The 21,304-nt window shown below is 67.3% G+C and carries 25 protein-coding genes; 22 read left to right on the forward strand and 3 right to left on the reverse strand.

The features are described 5' to 3' along the window. Nucleotides 1-256: 256 nt before the first annotated feature. Nucleotides 257-724, reverse strand: coding sequence for a bacterioferritin (bfr, locus tag HUJ28_04450; protein ID MBD3618701.1), 468 nt, complete (start codon nt 722-724; stop codon nt 257-259). 31 nt (nt 725-755) lie between these two features. Further along, on the reverse strand, nt 756-1,220 hold the full coding sequence (gene bfr, locus HUJ28_04455) for a bacterioferritin (protein ID MBD3618702.1): 465 nt from the start codon (nt 1,218-1,220) through the stop codon (nt 756-758). A gap of 153 nt (nt 1,221-1,373) precedes the next feature. Here bfr (HUJ28_04455) and HUJ28_04460 point away from each other — a divergent pair, with 153 nt between their 5' ends. Then, on the forward strand, nt 1,374-1,586 hold the full coding sequence (locus HUJ28_04460) for a bacterioferritin-associated ferredoxin (GenBank protein ID MBD3618703.1): 213 nt from the start codon (nt 1,374-1,376) through the stop codon (nt 1,584-1,586). A 255-nt stretch (nt 1,587-1,841) separates the two neighbouring features. On the opposite strand, the gene HUJ28_04465 is transcribed toward HUJ28_04460, so the two are convergent. Then, nucleotides 1,842-2,834 (reverse strand): lipid A deacylase LpxR family protein, encoded by a 993-nt coding sequence (locus tag HUJ28_04465; GenBank protein ID MBD3618704.1) that lies wholly within the window; start codon nt 2,832-2,834, stop codon nt 1,842-1,844. Nucleotides 2,835-3,094: 260 nt separating this feature from the next. On the opposite strand from HUJ28_04465, the gene HUJ28_04470 reads away from it, so the two are divergent. The 21 genes from HUJ28_04470 to HUJ28_04570 all read left to right on the forward strand — a co-directional run bounded on the left by HUJ28_04470 (nt 3,095) and on the right by HUJ28_04570 (nt 21,303). Further along, nucleotides 3,095-4,138: a GGDEF domain-containing protein gene (locus HUJ28_04470; GenBank protein MBD3618705.1), complete on the forward strand. Its 1,044-nt coding sequence runs from the start codon at nt 3,095-3,097 to the stop codon at nt 4,136-4,138. Between the two features lie 71 nt (nt 4,139-4,209). Beyond that, nucleotides 4,210-4,836: a LysE family transporter gene (locus HUJ28_04475; protein MBD3618706.1), complete on the forward strand. Its 627-nt coding sequence runs from the start codon at nt 4,210-4,212 to the stop codon at nt 4,834-4,836. A gap of 18 nt (nt 4,837-4,854) precedes the next feature. Then, the gene (locus tag HUJ28_04480) at nt 4,855-5,307 is read left to right on the forward strand and encodes a YaiI/YqxD family protein (protein ID MBD3618707.1); all 453 of its coding nucleotides are present in this window, start codon (nt 4,855-4,857) and stop codon (nt 5,305-5,307) included. A gap of 79 nt (nt 5,308-5,386) precedes the next feature. Beyond that, nucleotides 5,387-5,662 carry a CDGSH iron-sulfur domain-containing protein gene (locus HUJ28_04485; GenBank protein MBD3618708.1) on the forward strand — a complete coding sequence of 92 codons (276 nt, stop codon included), beginning with the start codon at nt 5,387-5,389 and terminating at the stop codon, nt 5,660-5,662. 42 nt (nt 5,663-5,704) lie between these two features. Continuing rightward, a complete protein-coding gene (locus HUJ28_04490) occupies nt 5,705-6,049 on the forward strand; it encodes a hypothetical protein (GenBank protein ID MBD3618709.1) in 345 nt (114 codons plus the stop codon). 177 nt (nt 6,050-6,226) lie between these two features. Continuing rightward, nucleotides 6,227-7,282, forward strand: a complete 1,056-nt coding sequence (locus HUJ28_04495) for an efflux RND transporter periplasmic adaptor subunit (GenBank protein ID MBD3618710.1) — start codon at nt 6,227-6,229, stop codon at nt 7,280-7,282. 6 nt (nt 7,283-7,288) lie between these two features. After that, a complete protein-coding gene (locus HUJ28_04500) occupies nt 7,289-10,399 on the forward strand; it encodes an efflux RND transporter permease subunit (GenBank protein MBD3618711.1) in 3,111 nt (1,036 codons plus the stop codon). A gap of 57 nt (nt 10,400-10,456) precedes the next feature. Next, nucleotides 10,457-11,773, forward strand: a complete 1,317-nt coding sequence (locus HUJ28_04505; GenBank protein ID MBD3618712.1) for an MFS transporter — start codon at nt 10,457-10,459, stop codon at nt 11,771-11,773. Nucleotide 11,774: 1 nt separating this feature from the next. Next, nucleotides 11,775-12,350, forward strand: a complete 576-nt coding sequence (locus tag HUJ28_04510) for a DNA-3-methyladenine glycosylase I (GenBank protein MBD3618713.1) — start codon at nt 11,775-11,777, stop codon at nt 12,348-12,350. Between the two features lie 70 nt (nt 12,351-12,420). After that, nucleotides 12,421-12,834, forward strand: a complete 414-nt coding sequence (gene rnk / locus HUJ28_04515) for a nucleoside diphosphate kinase regulator (GenBank protein MBD3618714.1) — start codon at nt 12,421-12,423, stop codon at nt 12,832-12,834. A gap of 340 nt (nt 12,835-13,174) precedes the next feature. After that, the gene (locus tag HUJ28_04520) at nt 13,175-14,590 is read left to right on the forward strand and encodes a form I ribulose bisphosphate carboxylase large subunit (GenBank protein ID MBD3618715.1); all 1,416 of its coding nucleotides are present in this window, start codon (nt 13,175-13,177) and stop codon (nt 14,588-14,590) included. A gap of 55 nt (nt 14,591-14,645) precedes the next feature. Beyond that, the gene (locus HUJ28_04525; protein ID MBD3618716.1) at nt 14,646-14,987 is read left to right on the forward strand and encodes a ribulose bisphosphate carboxylase small subunit; all 342 of its coding nucleotides are present in this window, start codon (nt 14,646-14,648) and stop codon (nt 14,985-14,987) included. Between the two features lie 81 nt (nt 14,988-15,068). After that, nucleotides 15,069-17,354: a carboxysome shell protein gene (locus tag HUJ28_04530; GenBank protein MBD3618717.1), complete on the forward strand. Its 2,286-nt coding sequence runs from the start codon at nt 15,069-15,071 to the stop codon at nt 17,352-17,354. A 14-nt stretch (nt 17,355-17,368) separates the two neighbouring features. Beyond that, nucleotides 17,369-18,913 (forward strand): carboxysome shell carbonic anhydrase, encoded by a 1,545-nt coding sequence (locus HUJ28_04535; GenBank protein ID MBD3618718.1) that lies wholly within the window; start codon nt 17,369-17,371, stop codon nt 18,911-18,913. Continuing rightward, nucleotides 18,913-19,170, forward strand: a complete 258-nt coding sequence (locus HUJ28_04540; GenBank protein ID MBD3618719.1) for a carboxysome peptide A — start codon at nt 18,913-18,915, stop codon at nt 19,168-19,170. Before HUJ28_04535 ends, HUJ28_04540 begins: the two co-directional genes overlap by 1 nt. Further along, entirely contained in the window at nt 19,170-19,421 is a 252-nt protein-coding gene (locus HUJ28_04545) for a carboxysome peptide B (protein MBD3618720.1), read from the forward strand. Before HUJ28_04540 ends, HUJ28_04545 begins: the two co-directional genes overlap by 1 nt. Before the next feature lie 63 nt (nt 19,422-19,484). Next, nucleotides 19,485-19,775 (forward strand): BMC domain-containing protein, encoded by a 291-nt coding sequence (locus HUJ28_04550; protein ID MBD3618721.1) that lies wholly within the window; start codon nt 19,485-19,487, stop codon nt 19,773-19,775. 43 nt (nt 19,776-19,818) lie between these two features. After that, on the forward strand, nt 19,819-20,124 hold the full coding sequence (locus HUJ28_04555; GenBank protein ID MBD3618722.1) for a BMC domain-containing protein: 306 nt from the start codon (nt 19,819-19,821) through the stop codon (nt 20,122-20,124). A gap of 42 nt (nt 20,125-20,166) precedes the next feature. Next, entirely contained in the window at nt 20,167-20,478 is a 312-nt protein-coding gene (locus HUJ28_04560; GenBank protein MBD3618723.1) for a BMC domain-containing protein, read from the forward strand. Between the two features lie 51 nt (nt 20,479-20,529). After that, the gene (locus tag HUJ28_04565) at nt 20,530-21,018 is read left to right on the forward strand and encodes a bacterioferritin (GenBank protein ID MBD3618724.1); all 489 of its coding nucleotides are present in this window, start codon (nt 20,530-20,532) and stop codon (nt 21,016-21,018) included. A 12-nt stretch (nt 21,019-21,030) separates the two neighbouring features. Beyond that, nucleotides 21,031-21,303, forward strand: coding sequence for a 4a-hydroxytetrahydrobiopterin dehydratase (locus tag HUJ28_04570; GenBank protein MBD3618725.1), 273 nt, complete (start codon nt 21,031-21,033; stop codon nt 21,301-21,303). The last annotated feature ends 1 nt before the right edge of the window (nt 21,304 follow it).

Here is a 21,304-nt window from a genome sequence, read left to right on the forward strand (position 1 = left end):
TGATATTTTGCCAAATATCCACTTCAGAGTGGTCTACTTATTGGGGAAGCTTACGCGTGCATGTGGCATCTCCTTCTGATTGCGGTTGGTGAGAGGGCTGGCGAGGCACGCCGGTGGCGGGCCGTGGCTGGCGGGATGATTTCGGACCAAAGCAAATGATAACCATTCGCATTAAAAATGCAAGCGGCCTGCTGCCGGGCATGAAAAACGCGCCTGATGAGGCGCGTTTCGGTGTATCCCGGGTTGTGGCCGCTGACTAGAGCTGCGACTGGAGGTAGTTCTGCAGCCCCAGCTTCTCGATGAGGCCGAGCTGCTGCTCCAGCCAGTAGGCGTGGTCTTCCTCGGTGTCCTTGAGCAGTACCTCGAGGATCTCGCGGGTCTGGTAGTCCCGTTCGTCCTCGCAGATGGCGATGGCCTGCTTGAGGGCGGCATCCACGGCATATTCCACGTCGAGATCGCATTGCAGCATCTCCGGGACGGTCTTGCCGATGCGCAGGGGATCGATGCGGGACAGGTCGGGCGTTCCTTCCAGGAAGAGCATGCGGCGGATCAGCGCGTCGGCATGCTGGCCTTCCTCCACGGACTCGTGGCCGATGCGTTCGGCCAGCCGGGTGAGCCCCCAGTCTTCGTACATGCGGGCATGGGTCAGATACTGGTCGCGGGCGGCAAGCTCGTTGCGCAGCAGGATGGCGAGCTGTTCGAGTACTTTGGCACTGCCTTTCATGATTCCGGTCCTCCCTCGTTCTGTATCCGGCTCAGCTCTGGGACTGCAGGTAGTTCTGCATCCCCAGGTGTTCCATCGACCACTGCTGGGTCTCCAGCCAGTCGATATGCTCTTCGGTCTCTTCCAGGAGGTCTTCCACCAGCTCGCGGCTGATGTAGTCCTGCGCGGCCTCGCACTGGGCGATGATCTCCACGAGTTCGCCGCGGATGGCCCGCTGCAGGGCCAGGTCGTGGGCGATGATCTCGGGGACGTCCTCGCCGATCAGCAGCTTGCCGAGGTCCTGCAGGTTGGGCAGCCCCTCCAGGAAGAGGATGCGCTCGATGAGATGGTCGGCCTGTTTCATGGCCTTGATCGACTGGTGGTAGTCGCGCTCGTCCAGTCGGCCGAGCCCCCAGTTCCGGGCCATGCGGGCATGGAGGAAGAACTGGTTGATCGCCGTGAGCTGGGAACGCAGGGCCCGGTTCAGGGCGCGTACGATTTCCGCATCACCTTTCATTTGCAGACTCCTGTTATTAGGGCGGGGCAGGTCTGAGTCTGGTTCATCGGGCCAGTACTCGCCACCCCGCCATCGGGGATGGGTATGTTGACATGGCCGCGGACTGGATTATAATGAGAATCGTTCTTGTTCGCGTTATCTGTGGGGTGTCTTATGTATGTCTGCGTCTGCAATGCCGTGACCGACCGCCAGATCCGCAGGGCCGCCGCCCGCGGCGCGACCACGGTCGAGGACCTGAGCCGCGAGCTCAAGGTGGCCACCTGCTGTGGACGTTGCCGCGACTGCGCACGGGGTGTGCTCGAAGAGGCCCTGGACGCGCAGGACGTCCTGCCGATTGGCGCCCTGGCGGGCATGGCCCCTGCCTGAGGCCGGCCGCATGTCCCGTGTGATACGTCTGCTCTGCCGCATCTGCGCGGCATCCCCGAATGCCCGTCAGGCGCGCTGGCGTGAGCTGCGCCGGCACGCACACATGGCACGGCGCTAGTCGCGGCTGTTGCGCATCACTGCTGCGGTCGGTCCTGTGGCCTGACTCACGGGTCGGCGACCGCGCCGCTTCTTCCTGTCCTCACCCGCTGCTGTTGCCGGGGCCGCAGGCCTTCTCCCGACCGGTACACCGCCTTTTCAGAACTTCCAAGACACGTTGAAGGCCCCGAACGCGTCGCTCTCGTCCTGGGTCTCGAATTCGCGCGTGCGCAGGACGTGGGTATAGCTGAGGCGGATGCGCTGCCAGTCCACGACCAGGCCGAACTGGAAGTCGTTGACCACGGGTTTCCTGTCCACGCTGCGGCTGTCGTCCCAGGTGTTGCCGTCGAGGAAGATGTTGCGGGCGACGGCCCGTGCCTCGTAGCCGGCGAACAGGTACCAGCGGAAGTCGGTGGCGGGGGAGAAGTCGCCCGAACCCGGCAGGCCGGGCTGGATGCGCGGCGGGCCGTAGTCGTTGGGCAGGCGTTCTCCATAGCGCAGGGTGAGGCCGGCGTTGGCGTAGGTGAAGACGTTGCCGAGGGTGGCGCCGAAGTGGGGTGTGAAGTCGAGCTGGTTGCCGGAGAAGGTCTGGGTGACGAGGCCGCGCCAGCTGCGCTGGTAGAGCAGCACGACGCCGAGCTCGTTCTGCAGCTGGGTATCCCAGCCCTGGGGGTCGTCGCCGGCGATGTTGTCGTGCACGAATTTCTGCGTCTGTTCGGCGAAGGAGGCGGGGCCGACCATGCCGACGGTGAGACCGAACTGGTCGAGCTGCCGGCCCTGTTCCAGACCGAGACCGATGGTGCCGTAGAGCCAGCCGGCGTAGGGCCGGTCGTCGGGCGACGGGTCGGGGGTGCTGATGTCGCGCGGCGTGAACATGCTCTGGCCGAAGGCGTAGCCGTGTTCGATCCGCCCGTTGGCGGTGGAGAACCAGGGCGCCATCCCGGCCAGTTTCACGGCCCACTCGGGGGTGGGCGTATCCGAACCCGGCACCCAGAGGAAGCGCACGCCGTTGGTGTAGTGTCGGTCTACATCGTAGAAGACGTCGTTCTCCAGCACGAAGCTGAAGGTGCCGGTGCGCCCCGGCAGCTCCTCGGCCAGGGTAACGGCAGGGCTGGCGAGGGCGAGCAGCAGGATCAGGCGGGCCGGTTTCATCATATATACAGTGGAAGGGTTGCCCGGATCAGGCCGGTGGGGGAATGGGGAGCAGTGTACCGTCGTCTTCCGGTCGGCGCATGTCTGTCCGGGCCGACCGGGGCGATGGTATTCAGGATGAACAGCATTTTCATTTGCGGTGTACGGGATTAGTCTGTAATGAAACCGGTCTGCGATTCATTGCAGGCTGAGCCCGGGTGGCAGGAAGGCCGTGCCCTGCGTGCAGCGTTAGGATCTGAATGGCTTTCCGGATGCTCCCGATGAAGTTTGGTGATACCCCCGCCGAGATCGAGAACCGTCGCAAGACGCTCCTGATCTATACCTTCGCCACCCTTGGCAGTGTGTTTCTCATGACCTTCGCCCTGGCCTCGCTGCTCAGCGGCCGGCTCGAACTGGGCGGTATCCTGGTGCTCACCAGCGCGGCGGTACTGTCGCTGGCCTACGTGGCGCGCCGCCTGCGCTCGGCGCAGCCGGTGAGCCTGGCGCTGGCGGCCATCCTGCTCTTTCTCTCTTCCTATCTGGTGCTCACCGGCGGCGTAGGCGGCACGGGCTTCTACTGGTCCTACCCGTTTGTGATGCTGATGGTGCTGCTGGTCGGCCCCCGGGCCGGCACGGTGTATCTGCTGCTGTACCTGGCGATCATCGCCGCGGGGCTGGCGAGCGGCATGCCCTGGATCCATGACTACGAGCCACACCATGTGGTGCGCTTCATGGCCGCCCTGCTGGCGCTGTCCATCCTGCTGCTCGGCAGCGAGTGGATCCGGGTGCTCTCCTACGGGGCCATTACCGTGACCGCGGAGAACCATCGCCAGCTGGCCCACCGCGATGCCCTCACGGGCACGCTGAATCGCGCGGGCGTGGACCACGTGATGGCGGACTGGCCGGCGGATACGGACGCCGTGGTGGCGCTGGTGGACATGGATCACTTCAAGGCGGTGAACGACAGCCATGGACATGACGTGGGCGACAGGGCGCTGGTGAAGCTCGTCCGGTTGCTCAAGGGCAATACCAAGGGCCGTGACCTGGTGGTGCGCTGGGGCGGCGAGGAGTTTCTTCTGCTGTTGCCCCATACGTCGCTCGCCGCGGCCTGGCAGCTGGTGGACTCGATACGCCAGCAGCTGGAAAGGGAGCCGCTGCGTGCCGGCCGGCGGCAGGTGGCGCTCAGTTTCAGTGCCGGGCTCGCGGTCATGCAGGGGATCGACGGCTTCGAGGCCGCCGTGAAGGCGGCCGATGAGCAGTTGTATGCGGCCAAGCATGCCGGTCGCAACCGGGTGCTGGCCGGGGGGCTGCCGGCACCGGCCTGATCGTCGCGGGCCGTCCCGACTGCCCGGGGCTTGCCTGCCCCGCGTCGGCCGCCGATGATCGTCCTGTGAGCATGACCTTTCCCGACATCGCGGCGCTGGCCGCGGCCATGGCGCTGCTGGCGGCCGTGCCCAGCGTGAGCGTGCTGGCCGTCTCTTCCCGGGCGCTGGCCTTCGGCTTCTGGCAGGGGGCGGCCACCGCCCTCGGGGTGGTGGCCGGCGACCTCGTCTTCATCCTGCTGGCCCTGTCCGGCCTGGCCCTGCTGGCCGAGACGCTGGGCGGGCTGTTCTTCCTGGTGGAGTGGCTGGCCGGGGCCTGGCTCGTCGGGCTGGGGGTCGTCCTGTGGCGCCTGCCGCTGCGCACGCGGCGGGCCGATGCGCCGGCCGATGCCTCGCCGGGGTCGGGCCTGGCGCTGGGGTTCCTGCTCACCCTGGGCGACCAGAAGGCGGTACTCTTTTATCTCGGCTTCCTGCCGGCCTTCGTCGACCTGTCCGCGGCCGGCTGGGGCGATGCGGGCGTGATCGCGCTGGTGACCCTGCTTGCCGTGGGCGGGGTGAAGCTCGGCTACGCGGCCCTGGCCGCGCGGGCGGGGCGGGTGGTCGGCGCGCGGGCGGCGCGGGGCATGAACCGGCTGGCGGCCTGTGTCATGATCGCCGTCGGTGGCTACCTGCTGCTCGGCGCCTGGCCGCCGCCTGCCTGACGAGGATGATGGAAGACGATGCAGATCTGGGTCGATGCCGATGCCTGCCCCGCGGTGATCAAGGAGATCCTGTTCCGTGCCGCCGAGCGCGCCGGGGTGCTGGTGACGCTGGTGGCCAACCATGCCCTGCGCATCCCGCGCTCGCCGCAGATCCGGTTTCTGCAGGTGGCCTCGGGCTTCGACGTGGCGGACGACGAGATCGCGCGGCGCGTGGCGCCGGGTGACCTGGTGATCACCGGCGACATCCCGCTGGCCGCCGAGGTGATCGAGAAGGGCGGTCACGCCCTGAGCCCGCGCGGCGAGCGCTACACGCCGGACACCATCCGCGCCAAGCTCACCATGCGCGACTTCATGGAGACCATGCGGGCCAGCGGGGTGCAGACCGGCGGTCCGCCGGCCCTGAACCAGACCGACCGCAAGGCCTTCGCCGACCAGCTCGACCGCCTGCTGGCGGCGGCCGCGAAATCCTGAGTCGCCGCGGGGCCTTTCGCTCGCCGCGCAACCGGTTTGCTAAGCTCAGGCCGTCGCATTACCCATAGAGGAGAGCCCCATGCCGAATCCCGTGATTGCCGCCAACCAGCCGGCCAAGGTCTCGCTGACGAAAGGCAAGGAGTACTGGTTCTGCCGCTGCGGTCGTTCGAAGAGCCAGCCGTTCTGCGATGGTTCCCACGAGGGCACGGGGTTCGAGCCGCTGGCCTTCACCGCCCAGAAGGATGGCGACGCCTTCCTCTGCCAGTGCAAGCACACGGGCAATCCCCCGTACTGCGACGGCACGCACCAGCAGTTCACCGACGACCAGGTCGGCCAGGCGGGCCCGGGCGTCTGACGCCCGTCCCTCAATCACCCCTCACACCATAACGGAGTCCCCATGCCCGCCTGGCTCGTTCCCGCCCTGAAGGCCGTGCTGCCCCACGTCGGTTCCATCGTGGCCGCGGCCGCGCCGGTGTTCACGCAAAAGCGCGCGGGCGAGGCCTCGGCGGGGCAGGCCGCCGTGGTGCAGCAGCAGATCGCGGAGCTGCAGCAGGCCGCCTCGCAGAACGCGGTGCACGTGCGCGAGCTGGCCGAGCAGCTGGGCCAGACGGTGACGGCGCTGGAGCGTGCGGCCGAGCAGGCGGAGGCGCGCATGCGCCGCGCGGTCGGCCTCAGCCTGGTGGCGGTCGGCCTGGCGGGCGTGGCGCTGCTGCTCGCCCTGGTGGTGCTGCTGCGCGGCTGAGGACTGAACGATCCGCCGCCCGGCGGGTCCCAAGCCTGGATGGCCGCCCTGCCAGGAGCGTATACCGGCTGTGCATTTGCACGGCGACGACGAGGATCTTCTTCATGCTTGCTGCATTCCCAACGGGTGGTCGCGCCGCCCCCGCCGGCGCGACCACCCGTTGGGAATGCAGCAAGCATGAAGAAGATCCTCGTCGTCGCCGTGGTGCTGATCATCGGCGCAGGGGCCTGGTACTACCAGGCGACCTCAAGGCAGCCGGCCGGCGGCAAGCGCGGCGGCCCCATCCCCGTGGTGGTGGCGCCAGTGGTGCGCGACAGCTTCGCCACCACGGTGCAGGCGGTGGGCACGGCCCGGGCCAACGAGTCGGTGGACATCACCGCCAAGGTCACAGAGACGGTGGCGCGCATCAACTTCGAGGACCGCCAGCAGGTGCAGGCCGGCGACCTGCTGGTGCAGCTGTCCACCGACCGCCAGCTCGCCGAGCTCGAGATCGCCAAGGTGAACCTCGCCGAGCAGGAGCGGGAATACCGGCGGCTCTCCGGTCTGGTGCAGCAGCGCGCCATCCCCCAGTCCCAGCTCGATGCCCAGCTCTCGCGCCTGGAGTCGGCGCGCGCGCAGCTGGCCGCCGCCCAGACCAGCGTGGCCGACCGCCGCATCGTCGCCCCCTTCGACGGCGTGCTCGGCCTGCGCCGCGTGAGCCCGGGGGCGCTGGTCTCGCCCGGCACCGTGCTGGTGACGCTGGACGACATCGATCCCATCAAGCTGGACTTCACGATCTCCGAGGTCTTCCTGCCGGCGCTGCACCCGGGGCTGGCGATCGTGGCACGCAGCGCGGCCTATCGCGACGCCCCCTTTGCCGGCGAGGTGATGAGCGTGGACTCGCGCGTGGACCCGGTGACCCGCGCCGTGGCCGTGCGCGCCCATCTGCCCAATCCCGATGGCCGCCTGAGCCCCGGCATGCTCATGACCGTGCGCCTTCAGACCGACGCGCGCGAGGCCCTGGTGATCCCCGAGGCGGCCCTGGTGCCGCTGGAGGATCGCCAGTACGTGTTCGTGGTCGACGAGGCGGGCAAGGCCCAGCGCGTGGAAGTGGAGATCGGCCGGCGCCGGCCCGGCGAGGTGGAGATCCTCTCCGGCCTGGAGGAAGGCCAGCGCGTGGTGGTGGAGGGCACCATCCGCCTGCGTCCCGGTACCGAGGTGCGCATCGCGCGGGAGACCGGCAACGCCGGTTGATGCACCATGCTGATCACCGATGTCGCCGTCAAGCGCCCCGTCTTCGCGACGGTCATCAGCCTGCTGCTGGTGGCCTTCGGCCTGATCAGCTTCGACCGCCTGCCGCTGCGTGAATACCCGGACGTGGATCCGCCCATCGTCTCCATCGAGACGACCTATCCCGGCGCCTCGGCGGCGGTGGTGGAGACCAAGATCACCCAGCTCATCGAGGACCGCGTGAGCGGCATCGAGGGCATCCGCACCATCACCTCGCAAAGTCGCGACGGCCAGTCGTCCACCACCATCGAGTTCACCCTGGACCGCGACATCGACGCGGCCGCCAACGACGTGCGCGAACGCCTCTCGCGGGTGATCGACAACATCCCGGACGAGGCCGACCCGCCCGAGATATTCAAGGTGGATTCCAACACCGGCGTGATCATGTGGCTCAACCTGTCGAGCCCGGTGCTCAACCGCCTGGAGCTCACCGACTACGCCGAGCGCTACCTGGTCGACCGCCTCTCCGTGCTGCCGGGCGTGGCGCGGGTGCGCGTGGGCGGGCAGCAGCGCTACGCCATGCGCATCTGGCTGAATCGCGAGCAGCTCGCCGCCCACCAGCTCACCGTGGCCGACGTGGAGGCCGCCCTGCGCGAGCAGAACGTGGAGCTGCCGGCCGGACGGCTGGAGTCGGTGGACCGCGAGTTCACCGTGCGCACCGAGCGCGTATACAACAATGTGGACGACTTCCGCGGCCTGGTGCTGGCCCGCGGTGCGGACGGGCACCAGGTGCGGCTGGCCGACGTGGCGCGCGTGGAGCGGGCGGCCGAGGACCTGCGCAACGAGCTGCGCGGCAACGGCGTGAACATGGTGGGCCTGGGCATCACCCGCCAGTCCACCGCCAACACCCTGGAGGTGGCGCAGGCGGTGAAGGCCGAGGCCGAGCGCATCCGCGCCGAGCTGCCCGAGGCCATCACGCTCAGCCAGAGCTACGACACCTCGGTGTTCATCCAGGAGGCCATCGACGAGGTGTACAAGACCCTGGGCATCGCCACGGCGCTGGTGGTGCTGGTGATCTATCTCTTCCTCGGCAACCTGCGCGCCATGTTCGTGCCGGCGGTGACGGTGCCGGTCTCGCTCATCGCCGCCTCCATCGTGCTCTACGCCCTGGGCTTTTCCATCAACCTGCTCACGCTGCTCGCCCTGGTGCTGGCCATCGGCCTGGTGGTGGACGACGCCATCATCATGCTGGAGAACATCCACCGGCGCATCGAGCAGGGCGAGCCGCCGCTGCTGGCCGCCTATCGCGGTGCGCGCCAGGTGGGCTTCGCCATCGTCGCCACCACCCTGGTGCTGATCTCGGTGTTCGTGCCCATCGCCTTCCTCGAGGGCAGTACCGGTCGGCTCTTCACCGAGTTCGCGCTGGCCATCGCCGGGGCCGTGGCCTTCTCCAGCATCGTCGCGCTCACGCTCTCGCCGGTGATGTGCTCCAAACTGCTCAAGCCGCATGCCGCACCGGCCGGTTTCTACGGCTGGCTGGAGCGGGGCTTCGACCGGCTGGCCGCCGTGTATCGGGGCAGCCTCGAGGCGGTGCTCGACCGGCCGCTGTGGGTGGGGCTCACGCTGGTACTGATCCTGGCCAGCGTGCTGGGCCTGCTGCGCCTGGTGCCCACCGAGTTCACGCCCAAGGAGGACCGCGGGGCCTTCTTCGTGCTGGTCACGGCGCCCGAGGGCACCAGCTACGAGAAGACCGTGAGCTACATGCGCGAGATCGAGGCGCGCATGATGCCGATGCTCGAGAGCGGCGAGGCCACCCGCGTGCTGGCGCGGGTGCCCGGCAGCTTCGGTTCCACCGAGGTGGTGAACACGGCGCGCGGCATCGTGGTGCTCGCGCCCTTCGGCGAGCGGCGCAACGGCTACGAGATCATGGCCGAGCTGTCGGGCCGCTTCGCCGACGTGCCCGGCGTGCGCGCCATCCCGGTGATGCGCCGAGGCATCGGCGGCGGTGGCGAGAGCCAGGCCGTGCAGTTCGTCATCGGCGGCCCCTCCTACGACGTGCTCGCCGGCTGGCGCGACATCATCCTCGATGCGGCCGCGCAGAATCCGGGCCTCACGGCGCTGGATGCCGACTACAAGGAGACCCGTCCGCAGGTGCTGGTCACCATCGACAAGACGCGTGCCGCCGATCTCGGCATCTCGCTGGAGCAGATCGGCCGCACCCTGGAGACCATGCTCGGTTCGCGGCGCGTGACCACCTATATCGAGCGCGGCGAGGAATACGACGTGATCGTCGAGGGCGAGGAGGCCCAGCACCGCACGGTCGAGGACATGAGCAACATCTACGTGCGTTCCGAGCGCAGCGGGGAGCTGATCCCGCTGGCCAACCTCGTGACCACGGCGGAGACGGCGGCCTCGTCCACGCTCAACCGCTACAACCGCATCCGCGCCGTCACCATCACCGCCAACCTGGTGGGCGACTACACCCTGGGCGAGGCGGTGACCTTCCTCGAGGACCTGGTGCGCGAGGAGTTGCCGCCGGAGGCCCAGGTGGACTACAAGGGCGATGCCCTGGAGCTGAAGGAGTCCGGTGGCTCGGTGCTGTTCATCTTCGCCCTGGCCCTGCTGGTGGCCTACCTGGTGCTGGCGGCGCAGTTCGAGAGCTTCGTCCATCCCTTCGTCATCATGCTCTCGGTGCCGCTGGCGGTGGCGGGCGGCCTGTTCGGGCTGTATGTCACCGGGCAGAGTCTCAACATCTACAGCCAGATCGGGCTGATCATGCTCATCGGCCTGGCGGCGAAGAACGGCATCCTCATCGTGGAGTTCGCCAACCAGCTGCGTGACGAGGGCCGGGCCTTCCGCGAGGCGCTGGTGGAGGCCTCCGCCCTGCGCCTGCGCCCCATCCTGATGACGGCCATCACCACGGTGATGGGGGCGGTGCCGCTGATCCTGGCCAGCGGGGCCGGGGCGGAGAGCCGGGTGGTGATCGGCGTGGTGGTCTTCGCCGGCGTGCTGTTCTCCACCCTGTTCACGCTGTACGTGATCCCGGCCGCCTACCTCCTGCTCGCGCGCAATACCGGCTCGCCGGAGGACACGGCGCATGCCCTCGAACACCTGCAGAAGACCTCCGAGCACCGGGTCTGACCCGGTGCCCGCGCGGGTCGCAGACAATGCCCCGCCCGCGGGGTATGCTTGCCCCCCATGACCGCGACCCTCTCCCCCGATACCCTGCGCCGCTTCCGGCAGCTGACCTGGACGATCTACGTCGTACTGGTGCTCGGCTACATCTCCGTGTACTTCCACCGCATGGCCCCCGGCGTGGTGGCCTCGGACCTGATGGCGGCCTTTTCCACCACCGGCGCGGCGCTGGGCTCGCTGGCGGCCATGTATTACTACATCTATACCGCCATGCAGATCCCGGCCGGCGTACTGGCCGACACCATCGGCATCCGCGGCGCGGTGAGCGTGGGCAACCTGGTGGCGGGGGTGGGCTCCATCCTCTTCGGCCTGGCCGAGAGCTTCGAGGTGGCCGCGGTCGGCCGCTTCCTGGTGGGGCTGGGCGTGTCCGTGATCTTCGTCAGCCTGATGAAGAGCAACGCCGTGTGGTTCTCCGAGCGCATCTACGGGCGGGTGAGCGGGGTGACCCTGCTCATCGGCAACCTCGGCTCGGTGCTGGCCGCCGGCCCGCTGGCGGCGCTGCTCGGCTACCTCAGCTGGCGCACGGTGTTCGTCGCCACCGGCCTGTTTTCGCTGCTGCTGGCCGTGCTCTCCGTCTGGCTGGTACGCAACCGCCCCGAGGACGTGGGCCTGCCCTCCGTGCGCGAGCTGGAGGGCCGCGTCGCGCATGCCCCGCGCCGGCACCACTGGCTGCGCGAGCTGCGCTCGCTGTTGTTCAACCCCCGCATCTGGCCGGGCTTTTTCGCCAACTTCGGCCTGGCCGGCGGCCTGTTCGCCTTCGCCGGGCTGTGGGGCGTGCCACTGTTGCGCGACGTCTTCGGCCTGTCGCGGGGCGACGCCTCGCTCTACACCACGCTGAGCCTGCTGGGGCTCGCCTTCGGCGCGTTGGCCGCGGGCTGGTTCTCGGACCACCTGGGTCGGCGCAAGCCGGTGCTGGTCGGCAGCGCGCTCATCTACGGGGCCTGCTGGCTGGCCATGCTGTTCCTGCCCTGGGGGCCGGGCTGGTCGGGGATGCTGCTGTTCGCGCTGCTGGGCTTCACCGGTGCGGGCTTCGTGGTGACCTACCCCTGCGCCCGCGAGGTGAGCCCGCCGCCCTCGGCCGGCATGGCCATCAGCATCGTCAACACCGGCCTGTTCCTCGGCGCGGCGCTGATGCAGCCGCTGTTCGGCTGGGCGCTGGACCTGGCCTGGGACGGGGTGCTCGTCGACGGCGTGCGCGTGTACGGCGCGACGGCCTACGACGCCGGCCTGTGGCTGATGTTCGGCTTCGCCGTCATCGCGCTCGTCGCCACCCTGCGCATCACCGAGACGCGCGGGCGCAACATCACGGTGGCCGACTGAGATGACCACGCGTTGCGGCTGGTGCGGGGACGATCCGCTGTATGTGGCCTATCATGACCGGGAATGGGGCGTGCCCTCGCGCGACGATGCGCACCTGTTCGAGATGCTGCTGCTGGAGGGGGCGCAGGCGGGCCTGAGCTGGATCACCATCCTGCGCAAGCGCGAGAACTACCGCCAGGCCCTGCATGGCTTCGACCCGGAGCGCATCGCCCGCTACACGGCGCGCGACATCGAGCGCCTGATGGGCGACGCCGGCCTGGTGCGCAACCGTCTCAAGCTGGAGTCGGCGGTGCGCAACGCCCGTGCCTTTCTCGCGATGCAGGAGCGGCACGGCAGCTTCGCCGACTTCCTGTGGGGCTACGTGGACGGTACCCCGGTACAGAACCGCTGGCGCTCGCTGGCCGAGGTGCCGGCGCGTACGCCGCTCTCGGACCGCCTGGCCCGCGACCTGAAGAAGCTCGGCTTCAACTTCGTGGGCTCCACCATCTGCTATGCCTACCTGCAGTCGGTGGGTCTGGTCAACGACCACCTAACCACCTGCTTTCGCCACCGCGAGCTGCGCCGCGAACAGCCATAGGCCCGTCCGGCCGGACGGGCGTGTCGCATCGCCCGCCGGATGGTCCGACGGGCCTGATAGGAGGAATGACGTGAACAGCAAACCCAAGATCATCGTCTCGGAACAGGACTACGAGCGCCTGGACCGGCTGCTCGACTCCCTGCCGCCGGACGGTTTTCCCGGCAAGGCGGCCCTGCGGGCCGAGCTCGAGCGCGCGGAGATCGTGGACCCGAAGGACGTGCCGCCGGACGTGGTCACCATGAACTCCACGGTCCGCTTCCGGGTGTCCTCCTCCAACGAGGAGTTCCGCCTGACGCTGGTCTACCCGAAGGACCTGGACGCCAGCGGGGAGAAGATCTCCATCCTCGCCCCGGTGGGCAGCGCGCTGCTGGGGCTCGCCCAGGGCGACGAGATCGAGTGGCCGAGCCCGGGCGGCGGCATGCTGAAGGTGTGCATCGAGGAGGTGGTCTACCAGCCGGAGCGGGCGGGGGAGTACCACCGCTAGGCCCGGGGAGGGACGGAGCGGACGGGGTCTGGCGGCCCCGTTTGCCGTTGTGGAGCGACCGGCCCGCGTGGCGAGACCCGCCGGCAGGGCGCGCTGGGCCGCCATATCGGGCCCCCGCGGCAGGGCGCCGGGGGCTTTCTTGACAAAGCGCTGTGGGTGGACGAGAGTTACCCACCCTCAGTCTGCGCGGGGGCGCGCTGTGGCGACCTATAGATTTAAATCTATCCATTGTAAATAAAAGATCGATTGGATTAATGGATAGATCCTTACCTATGATTCATTCAACTATCAAAAGTTATTAACTGAACTGTCCATTCCAGCAACCGAACAGGAGTTGACCATGGCTCAAAAAAAGTATGACGCGGGTGTAAAAGAATACCGCGACATGTATTGGACGCCGGACTACGTTCCGCTCGACACCGACCTCCTGGCCTGCTTCAAGTGCACTGGTCAGCCGGGCGTCCCGCGCGAGGAAGTCGCCGCTGCTGTGGCCGCTGAGTCCTCCACGGGTACCTGGAGCACCGTGTGGTCCGAACTCCTGACGGACATGGAGTTCTACAAGGGCCGCGCCTACCGCATCGAAGACGTGCCGGGCGACTCCGAGTCCTTCTATGCCTTCATCGCCTACCCGATCGACCTGTTCGAAGAAGGTTCGGTTGTGAACGTGCTGACCTCCCTGGTCGGTAACGTGTTCGGCTTCAAGGCCCTCAAGCACCTGCGTCTGGAAGACATCCGCTTCCCGATCGCCTACATCAAGACCTGCGGTGGCCCGCCGGCCGGTATCACCGTCGAGCGCGACCGTCTGAACAAGTACGGCCGTCCGATGCTGGGTGCCACCATCAAGCCGAAGCTGGGTCTGTCCGCCAAGAACTACGGCCGTGCCGTGTACGAATGTCTGCGCGGCGGTCTGGACCTGACCAAGGACGACGAAAACGTCAACTCCCAGCCGTTCATGCGCTGGCGCGACCGTTTCGAATTCGTCGCCGAGGCCATCCAGAAGGCCGAGGCCGAAACCGGCGAGCGCAAGGGTCACTACCTGAACGTGACCGCTTCCACCCCGGAAGAGATGTACAAGCGCGCCGAGTTCGCCAAGGAATGTGGCGTGCCGATCATCATGCACGACTTCCTGACCGGTGGCTTCACCGCCAACACCGGCCTGGCCAACTGGTGCCGCGACAACGGCATGCTGCTGCACATCCACCGCGCCATGCACGCCGTTATCGACCGTCATCCGAAGCACGGTATCCACTTCCGCGTCCTGGCCAAGTGCCTGCGTCTGTCCGGTGGTGACCACCTGCATACCGGTACCGTCGTCGGCAAGCTGGAAGGCGACCGCGCCTCCACCCTGGGCTTCGTCGACCAGCTGCGCGAATCCTTCGTGCCGGAAGACCGCTCCCGCGGTGTGTTCTTCGACCAGGATTGGGGTTCCCTGCCGGGCGTGTTCGCCGTGGCCTCCGGTGGTATCCACGTGTGGCACATGCCGGCGCTGGTCACCATCTTCGGTGACGACTCCGTCCTGCAGTTCGGTGGTGGTACCCAGGGTCATCCGTGGGGCAACGCCGCTGGCGCCGCCGCCAACCGCGTCGCGCTGGAAGCCTGCGTCAAGGCCCGCAACGAAGGCCGTGAGCTCGAGCGCGAAGCGCGCGACATCATGACCGAGGCCGCCGCGCACAGCCCCGAGCTGGCCATCGCGATGGAAACCTGGAAGGAAATCAAGTTCGAGTTCGAGACCGTCGACAAGCTGGACGTGGCCTAAGGCCGCGTCCGCTCCCGGTCCGTAACCGCAACCGAATTCTTACGAGGAATAGAACATGGCAAACTTTGAAATGGGTGATTACCAGACCGCCCAGACGCTGGAAACCTTCGGCTTCCTGCCCAAGCTGAACCCGGAAGAGATCCAGGCCCAGATCGCCTACATCATCGCCCAGGGCTGGACCCCGGCCATCGAGCACGAGCATCCGAGCCAGTCCGGTAACCACTACTGGACCATGTGGAAGCTGCCGTTCTTCGGCCAGACCGACGTCAACTCCGTGCTGGCTGAGCTGGACGCCTGCCGTCGCAAGTATCCGGATCACCATGTCCGTCTGCTTGGCTACGACAACTACTCGCAGAGCCAGGGCTCCTGCTTCGTGGTTTACGAAGGTCGCAGCTAATCGATGAGTGGATTCACGGTCGCCCCGTTCTCGGGGCGGCCGCCACGATCAGAAACGAATTTCGACGCGACGGGGTTAACGATGACAGCAAATACCAACAGCAACAGTGCACGCGAGGCGTCTCTCGCCCGGCGCCGTGCCTTGTCGACCAAGGGCAAGGCTGCGCTTGGCGCTAGCTCCGCCACGGCCGGTCGCAGTACGCCTGCTTCGAGCGCGACTGCGGCTAGTGGTAGCAGTGCTCCGGTGGCTCGTCCGACGACGACTCCCGGCGGTTCGGCCCGTGCTGCCTCCCGGGCGCGTCGCCAGGCGATGTCCGTGCGTGGCAAGGCGGGTCTTGGCAACCGCGACCGCGTACGCAATCCCTCGGCCCCCAAGTCCGGTCCGACCCCGACGGCTGCCCCGGCGGCGAAGGGCGACTGTGGCTGCGGCTGCAAGGGTGAAGGCAAGGATCGCGCCACGGCGCGTGACAGTCAGCCTGCTGTCAGCACGACGAAGCCGCGGTTGAACCCGGCCGTGCTGAGCAAGGCCCCCAGGAACATCAATCCCACGCGTGCCGCCTCCCTGGCCCGTCGCCAGGCGATGTCCACGCGCGGGAAGGCTGGTATCAGCAAGAACGGTATGAGCGCCGCGCAGACCGCGCGTGCTGCCAACCCGAACATGACCAGCCGTGAACTGGCACAGGAGCTGCGCGCGCAGCGCAGCAAGAACGGCAAGACCGGCCAGCGTCAGCAGAAGAGTGAACCGGTCGGGCGCCGTCGCAGCAAGGCCGGTCAGGCCGGTGCGGCCGCCGATCAGCCCTGGAAGGTGGGTGTCAGCGAGACCGTGCGCGGTCAGGCCGTCACCGGCACCATGGTCGGTCGCAGCGCGAAGACCACCGGCGACGAGCCGAGCACCTGCCGTGCCGTGACCGGCACCGAATACATGGGTGCGGACATCTTCCGCCAGTTCTGCCAGAGCGAACCGGCCAAGACGCCGCGCAAGGTGCGGGTGAGCCCGACCAGTCACGGCAACCGCGTGACCGGTAACGAAGTGGGTCGCAGCGGCAAGGTGACCGGTGACGAGCCCGGTACCTGCAAGCGCGTGACCGGCTCCGAATACCTGAGCCCGAACCAGGTCGAGAAGTTCTGCGGCACCAAGCCCGAGGCCGGCCCGAGCAAGATCACGGGCGCCGAGACCCGCAAGGGCAAGGGCGTGACCGGCAACAACGTGGGCCGTTCCGCGAAGGTGACCGGCGACGAGACCGGTGCGGGTCGCGAACTGACCGGTACCCAGTACATGCAGAAGGGTGACGGCAAGGCCCCGGCCAAGGTCGGCACCAGCCAGACCCTGCGCGGTGGTGCCGTCACCGGCACCATGGTCGGCCGTGGCAAGAGCGTGACCGGCGACGAGCCGGGCAGCTGCCGCAACATCACCGGCGACGACTATGTCGGCCAGGAACAGTACAGCGGCTTCTGCGCCAAGACCCCGGCCCCGGCCCCGCAGGATCGCAAGGTGGGTATGTCCCAGACCCTGAAGGGTCGTCCGGTGAGCGGCACGCTGACCGGTCGTTCCGACAAGGTCACCGGTGACGAGCCCGGCACCTGCAAGGCCATCACCGGCACGCCCTACGCCGGCGCCGAGCAGTACCGCAGCTACTGCAAGCCGGAAGAGGCGACCATGGCCTCGGCGCGCACCCGCGTGCAGCGTTCCACGCCCGGCCCCGTGATGACCGGTATCCAGCCCGGTATCAACGGTCGCCTGACCGGTGCCGGCAGGGGTGCCTGCGAACCGGTGAGCGGCACGCCCTACGTGGGTGCCGACCAGTTCGCCGCCGCCTGCCCGTCGGTGCCGGCCGAGCCCGGCAGCCCGGACTACCCGCAGCCGCTGGGCGGCACCCCCTGGGGTCAGTTCAGCGTCGAGGCGCCGGTGCATGCCGCGCAGCCCGAGGCCCGTCGCAGCAGCGTGACCGGCAGCTCCTATGAAAAGGGCACCATCACCGGCCCGTTCGGCATGGCCAGCGGCAAGGTGACCGGTACCGAGGAAGCGCGCTTTGGTCGCGGCAACGGCAGCCAGGAGATGGCCGCGCCGATGCCGGAGACGGTGGAAGAGATCGATGGCCGCGTGAAGGGCCGCATCACCGGTGAAGGCATGGTGGCCGGTCTGAAGATCACCGGCGACGACTGGGATCGCGGCGACCGCGTGACCGGTACCGAGGGCATGTCCGCCGTGCGTCGCAATCCGACGCGTCGCGGTGCGCCGGTGGTGAGCGCCATGCAGCCGCCCAAGCGCAACGAAGACGTGCCGGCCCCGGTGAGCAAGGTGACGGGTGGCAGCGGTAACACCGAGAAGGGTTCGCTGATCACCTATTCCGGCGGCGCCCGCGGCTAAGCCGATAGCGCCCGATGCTGAATCGACGTCGCAATCAGTCGCGCACGCCGACCCGGCCCGCCGCGCCGATGCGCCGCCCCGGGGCGGTGGGTGGCGGGACGCAGCCGGTGGCCACGGCCACCCCGCGGCCCCCGGCCCCCGGCGCCGGCCGGCATCCGCTGGTGCGCAGCGACGAGAACGCCCGGCTGTTCGATTACGAGCAGCGTGTGAAGACGTCCTTCGATGCGATCGTGCCCGTGCTCAAGCGCATCTCGGGATTGCAGCACGAGCAGGACTTCGAGCTGCGCGCACAGCGCATCGCCCGCGACGAGCTCGGTTTCGAGCTGCCGCAGACGATCCTGGCGGACGCCTGGGTGGAACAGCTGGACATGCGTCGCCTGTTTGCCTGGTGCGTGTTCGAGACGTACCGGCGCTACTGCGACGACTTTTTCACCGCCGACCCCCTGCGCTCTACGGGCAGCGGGCCGACGGACGAGGCGGGCTTCGCGGCCTTCCTGCAGGACTGCGGCTTCCATACCCTGGATGTCTCGCCCTGTGCCGATGGCCGGCTGGCCCACGTGATCCGCTACGTGCTGCGCCTGCCCTATCGCCAGGTGCGTCGCAAGTCCTACGCGGGGGCGATGTTCGACATCGAGGACAGCCTCGAGAAGTGGATCGAGACCGAGATGCTGCGGTATCGCGAAGGCCGGCCGAACGCCGCCGACGCACCGACGCGCTACCTGAAGGCGGTGGTCTACCACCACAGCTCGGTGGATCCGCATCACGAGGGCTGCGCCGCGCACGGTTCCGACACCCGGCGTGCGGCCGAGGGTGGACTGGAGAAGCTGCTGGATTTTCAGCAGGCCGTCGAGAACAGCTTCTGCTGCGGCGCCTCCATCGACCTGCTGCTGATCGGGCTGGACACGGACACGGATGCGATTCGCGTGCACGTGCCGAACGGCCAGGGTGCAATCGACCTGGAGCGTTATGTCGACACGCAGGCGCTGTACGACGCCACGCGCGGCCTGAGTGCCGCCGAGGCGCAGGCGCGGATCGCCCAGGCAGTGCAGGAAGTGGCGCCTGACGCGCAGCCGGGCATGGCCCGACTGGTGGGGCAGCTGCTGGAGAACAACCTGTCGCAGGTCGAGTACGTGCGCCGGTTCCACAACGGCCACTACAGCGACATCGGGCACGCCGAGCGTTTCATCGGGGCGGGCATCGGGTTCGAGGAAGTGCAGCTGCGCAACCTCACCTACTTCGCCTACCTGGACACGGTGGAAGAGGCGACGCAGCACCTGGATGTCGGTGTGAAGATCTTTTCGGGACTGAACGTGGCGCATGGCCTGCCCATTCCGGTGGTGGTGCGCTACGACTATCACGGCCAGGTGCCGGGTGCCCGCGAGCGAGCCATCGAGCATTGCGAGCGTGTCACCAACGCCCTGAGCTCGCGTTACGCAGAACTCGCGGAACGCGGATTGCTGCACACGCTGCAGGTGGTACGTGACTGTAACGCCGGTGGCAGGATTGAGACGCTGGGCTGTTCCGCCAGCGGTGAGAACAACGCGCAGGAGGCTCACTGATGAAGATTTGCCAGGTTGAACGCCCGCTGGTGTCAACCAATCGCATCCCGGGCCTGGAGCACAAACACCTCCAGGTGGTGCGTGACGGCAGTTCCAAGGTGGTGGCGGTCGACGCGGTCGGCTGCATCCCGGGTGACTGGGTCATCTGCGTCGGCAGCTCCGCGGCACGCGAGGCGGCCGGCAGCAAGGAATACCCGAGCGATCTGACCATCGTCGGGATCATCGACCGCTGGCCCCCGGAAGGGGAGCAGGCCTGATGGAGATCCTGCAGGTCGAGATGCCGCTGGTGTGCACCCGTCGCATCGACGGACTGAAGCAGACCAGCCTGCGTGTCCTGCGGGATGGGAATGGCAAGCGCCAGGTGGCGGTCGACCCGGTGGGTGCCCGTGAAGGCAACTGGGTGTTCACCGTCAGCGGTTCGGCCGCGCGCTATGCCGCCGGTGACTTCGAGGTGCTGACCGATCTGACGATCGGCGGGATCATCGATCACTGGGAAGCCGACGCCTGACGCGGCCGGCTGGATTGGACAACGGTTTAGAAATCAACAAACGAGTCAGCAGGAGACATTGAGATGGCAGACGAAAACTACGGCATCGCACTGGGCATGATCGAAACGCGCGGGCTGGTGCCCGCCATCGAGGCGGCCGACGCCATGACCAAGGCCGCTGAAGTCCGCCTCATCGGGCGTGAATTCGTGGGCGGCGGTTATGTCACCGTGCTGGTCCGCGGCGAAACGGGTGCGGTCAACGCCGCCGTTCGCGCCGGTGCAGATGCCTGTGAACGTGTTGGTGACGGCCTGGTCGCCGCCCACATTATTGCTCGCCCGCATCGCGAGGTTGAGCCGGTTCTCAGCAAGAAGTAAGGCTAACTGAAAGACTTTTATTTCCGACGACGGAGACACGACGATGGCAAGCGAAAACTACGGTATTGCTCTGGGTATGATCGAAACCCGCGGTCTGGTGCCCGCGATCGAAGCGGCTGACGCCATGACCAAGGCGGCTGAAGTGCGCCTGATCGGCCGCGAATTTGTGGGTGGTGGTTACGTGACCGTGCTGGTCCGTGGCGAAACCGGCGCCGTTAACGCCGCGGTTCGCGCCGGTGCCGACGCCTGCGAACGCGTGGGTGACGGTCTGGTTGCTGCCCACATCATTGCTCGCCCGCACCGCGAAGTTGAGCCGGTTCTTCCGGCTGGCGGCCCGGCTGTTGAGTAACGAGCGCTTCAACACGAAATCCATTTGACAGGAGTTTCAACAATGGCCAACGACAATTATGGTATCGCGCTCGGCATGATCGAGACCCGTGGTCTGGTTCCGGCTATCGAAGCCGCTGACGCCATGACCAAGGCCGCCGAAGTGCGCCTGATCGGCCGCGAGTTCGTCGGCGGTGGCTACGTGACCGTGCTGGTCCGTGGCGAAACCGGCGCCGTGAACGCTGCCGTTCGTGCCGGTGCCGATGCCTGCGAACGCGTGGGTGACGGTCTGGTTGCTGCTCACATCATTGCCCGCCCGCATCGCGAAGTGGAGCCTGTGCTCTCTTCCACGGGCAATGGTCCGGCGCGCAGCTAAGTGGGTCTGGTCGGCCTGATCTAGGCCGGCCTGCCGACTGATCCGTCGTCTATGTTGTTTGCCAGCGCCGATCAGCGTGTATTCGGTTACCTCGGGCGGGCTCTGAGTCTGGAGCTCACTGCTGTACAGCAGTACAGCACCCAGGCGCGACTCGTCGCGACCTGGGGGCTGCCCGAGGCCGCCGAACACCTGCACAAGGAGGCAGGCGAAGAGATGGGCCATGTGGACCGTATCATCGGTCGCATGCTGGCCCTGGGCGTGGCGCCTAACGCCTCGCAGCTTCGTCCTGTACGCCTGGGCAGGAACCTGCGCGAACTGCTGCTGGAAAACCATGCGTTCGAGCTCGAGCTCGTGCGTCTGTATGACGATGCGACAAGGCATTGCGCCCGTATGGGTGATCACGACAATCGAATCTTTTTCGAGACCCTTCTCGAGGAAGAGCGCGCCCATGGCCGCGAACTGGCCGAATGGATCGCGCGTCTCGAAACACCACAGCAGAACGCCGCACAGCCCGCATCGCCGGGTCGCGCGACGTTTTAAGCGAGGTTGGCCATGGCCGCAACGGAATGGCAGGAACGTAATCGCCCGGTTCGACTGGAAAAACGCTACGAGTTTCCGGATTACGGCACGTTACGGGATTTTCTCGATCGTGCAGCCGAACTCTCCGAACGTGTGGGACTGTTCCCCGACATGGGCTTTGGTCGAGACTATGTGAATGTCACCATTCACCTCGACGAAGGTGCCGAGGAGATCAGCCCGGAACAACGCGAATTCGCCGAGCAGCTCGACGCGCTGTCTACGGCGGACAACGAACTCAATAACTGAG

It is taken from the genome of Chromatiales bacterium (assembly GCA_014762505.1).
Lineage (GTDB): Bacteria > Pseudomonadota > Gammaproteobacteria > SpSt-1174 > SpSt-1174 > SpSt-1174.

Excerpts from the sequence above, each read along its gene's own strand:
- bfr (MBD3618701.1), bottom strand. The coding sequence starts at position 724 with ATGAAAGGCAGTGCCAAAGTACTCGAACAGCTCGCCATCCTGCTGCGC.
- bfr (MBD3618702.1), bottom strand. The coding sequence starts at position 1,220 with ATGAAAGGTGATGCGGAAATCGTACGCGCCCTGAACCGGGCCCTGCGT.
- HUJ28_04460 (MBD3618703.1), top strand. The coding sequence starts at position 1,374 with ATGTATGTCTGCGTCTGCAATGCCGTGACCGACCGCCAGATCCGCAGG.
- HUJ28_04465 (MBD3618704.1), bottom strand. The coding sequence starts at position 2,834 with ATGAAACCGGCCCGCCTGATCCTGCTGCTCGCCCTCGCCAGCCCTGCC.
- HUJ28_04470 (MBD3618705.1), top strand. The coding sequence starts at position 3,095 with ATGAAGTTTGGTGATACCCCCGCCGAGATCGAGAACCGTCGCAAGACG.
- HUJ28_04475 (MBD3618706.1), top strand. The coding sequence starts at position 4,210 with ATGACCTTTCCCGACATCGCGGCGCTGGCCGCGGCCATGGCGCTGCTG.
- HUJ28_04480 (MBD3618707.1), top strand. The coding sequence starts at position 4,855 with ATGCAGATCTGGGTCGATGCCGATGCCTGCCCCGCGGTGATCAAGGAG.
- HUJ28_04485 (MBD3618708.1), top strand. The coding sequence starts at position 5,387 with ATGCCGAATCCCGTGATTGCCGCCAACCAGCCGGCCAAGGTCTCGCTG.
- HUJ28_04490 (MBD3618709.1), top strand. The coding sequence starts at position 5,705 with ATGCCCGCCTGGCTCGTTCCCGCCCTGAAGGCCGTGCTGCCCCACGTC.
- HUJ28_04495 (MBD3618710.1), top strand. The coding sequence starts at position 6,227 with ATGAAGAAGATCCTCGTCGTCGCCGTGGTGCTGATCATCGGCGCAGGG.
- HUJ28_04500 (MBD3618711.1), top strand. The coding sequence starts at position 7,289 with ATGCTGATCACCGATGTCGCCGTCAAGCGCCCCGTCTTCGCGACGGTC.
- HUJ28_04505 (MBD3618712.1), top strand. The coding sequence starts at position 10,457 with ATGACCGCGACCCTCTCCCCCGATACCCTGCGCCGCTTCCGGCAGCTG.
- HUJ28_04510 (MBD3618713.1), top strand. The coding sequence starts at position 11,775 with ATGACCACGCGTTGCGGCTGGTGCGGGGACGATCCGCTGTATGTGGCC.
- HUJ28_04520 (MBD3618715.1), top strand. The coding sequence starts at position 13,175 with ATGGCTCAAAAAAAGTATGACGCGGGTGTAAAAGAATACCGCGACATG.
- HUJ28_04525 (MBD3618716.1), top strand. The coding sequence starts at position 14,646 with ATGGCAAACTTTGAAATGGGTGATTACCAGACCGCCCAGACGCTGGAA.
- HUJ28_04530 (MBD3618717.1), top strand. The coding sequence starts at position 15,069 with ATGACAGCAAATACCAACAGCAACAGTGCACGCGAGGCGTCTCTCGCC.
- HUJ28_04535 (MBD3618718.1), top strand. The coding sequence starts at position 17,369 with ATGCTGAATCGACGTCGCAATCAGTCGCGCACGCCGACCCGGCCCGCC.
- HUJ28_04540 (MBD3618719.1), top strand. The coding sequence starts at position 18,913 with ATGAAGATTTGCCAGGTTGAACGCCCGCTGGTGTCAACCAATCGCATC.
- HUJ28_04545 (MBD3618720.1), top strand. The coding sequence starts at position 19,170 with ATGGAGATCCTGCAGGTCGAGATGCCGCTGGTGTGCACCCGTCGCATC.
- HUJ28_04550 (MBD3618721.1), top strand. The coding sequence starts at position 19,485 with ATGGCAGACGAAAACTACGGCATCGCACTGGGCATGATCGAAACGCGC.
- HUJ28_04555 (MBD3618722.1), top strand. The coding sequence starts at position 19,819 with ATGGCAAGCGAAAACTACGGTATTGCTCTGGGTATGATCGAAACCCGC.
- HUJ28_04560 (MBD3618723.1), top strand. The coding sequence starts at position 20,167 with ATGGCCAACGACAATTATGGTATCGCGCTCGGCATGATCGAGACCCGT.
- HUJ28_04565 (MBD3618724.1), top strand. The coding sequence starts at position 20,530 with ATGTTGTTTGCCAGCGCCGATCAGCGTGTATTCGGTTACCTCGGGCGG.
- HUJ28_04570 (MBD3618725.1), top strand. The coding sequence starts at position 21,031 with ATGGCCGCAACGGAATGGCAGGAACGTAATCGCCCGGTTCGACTGGAA.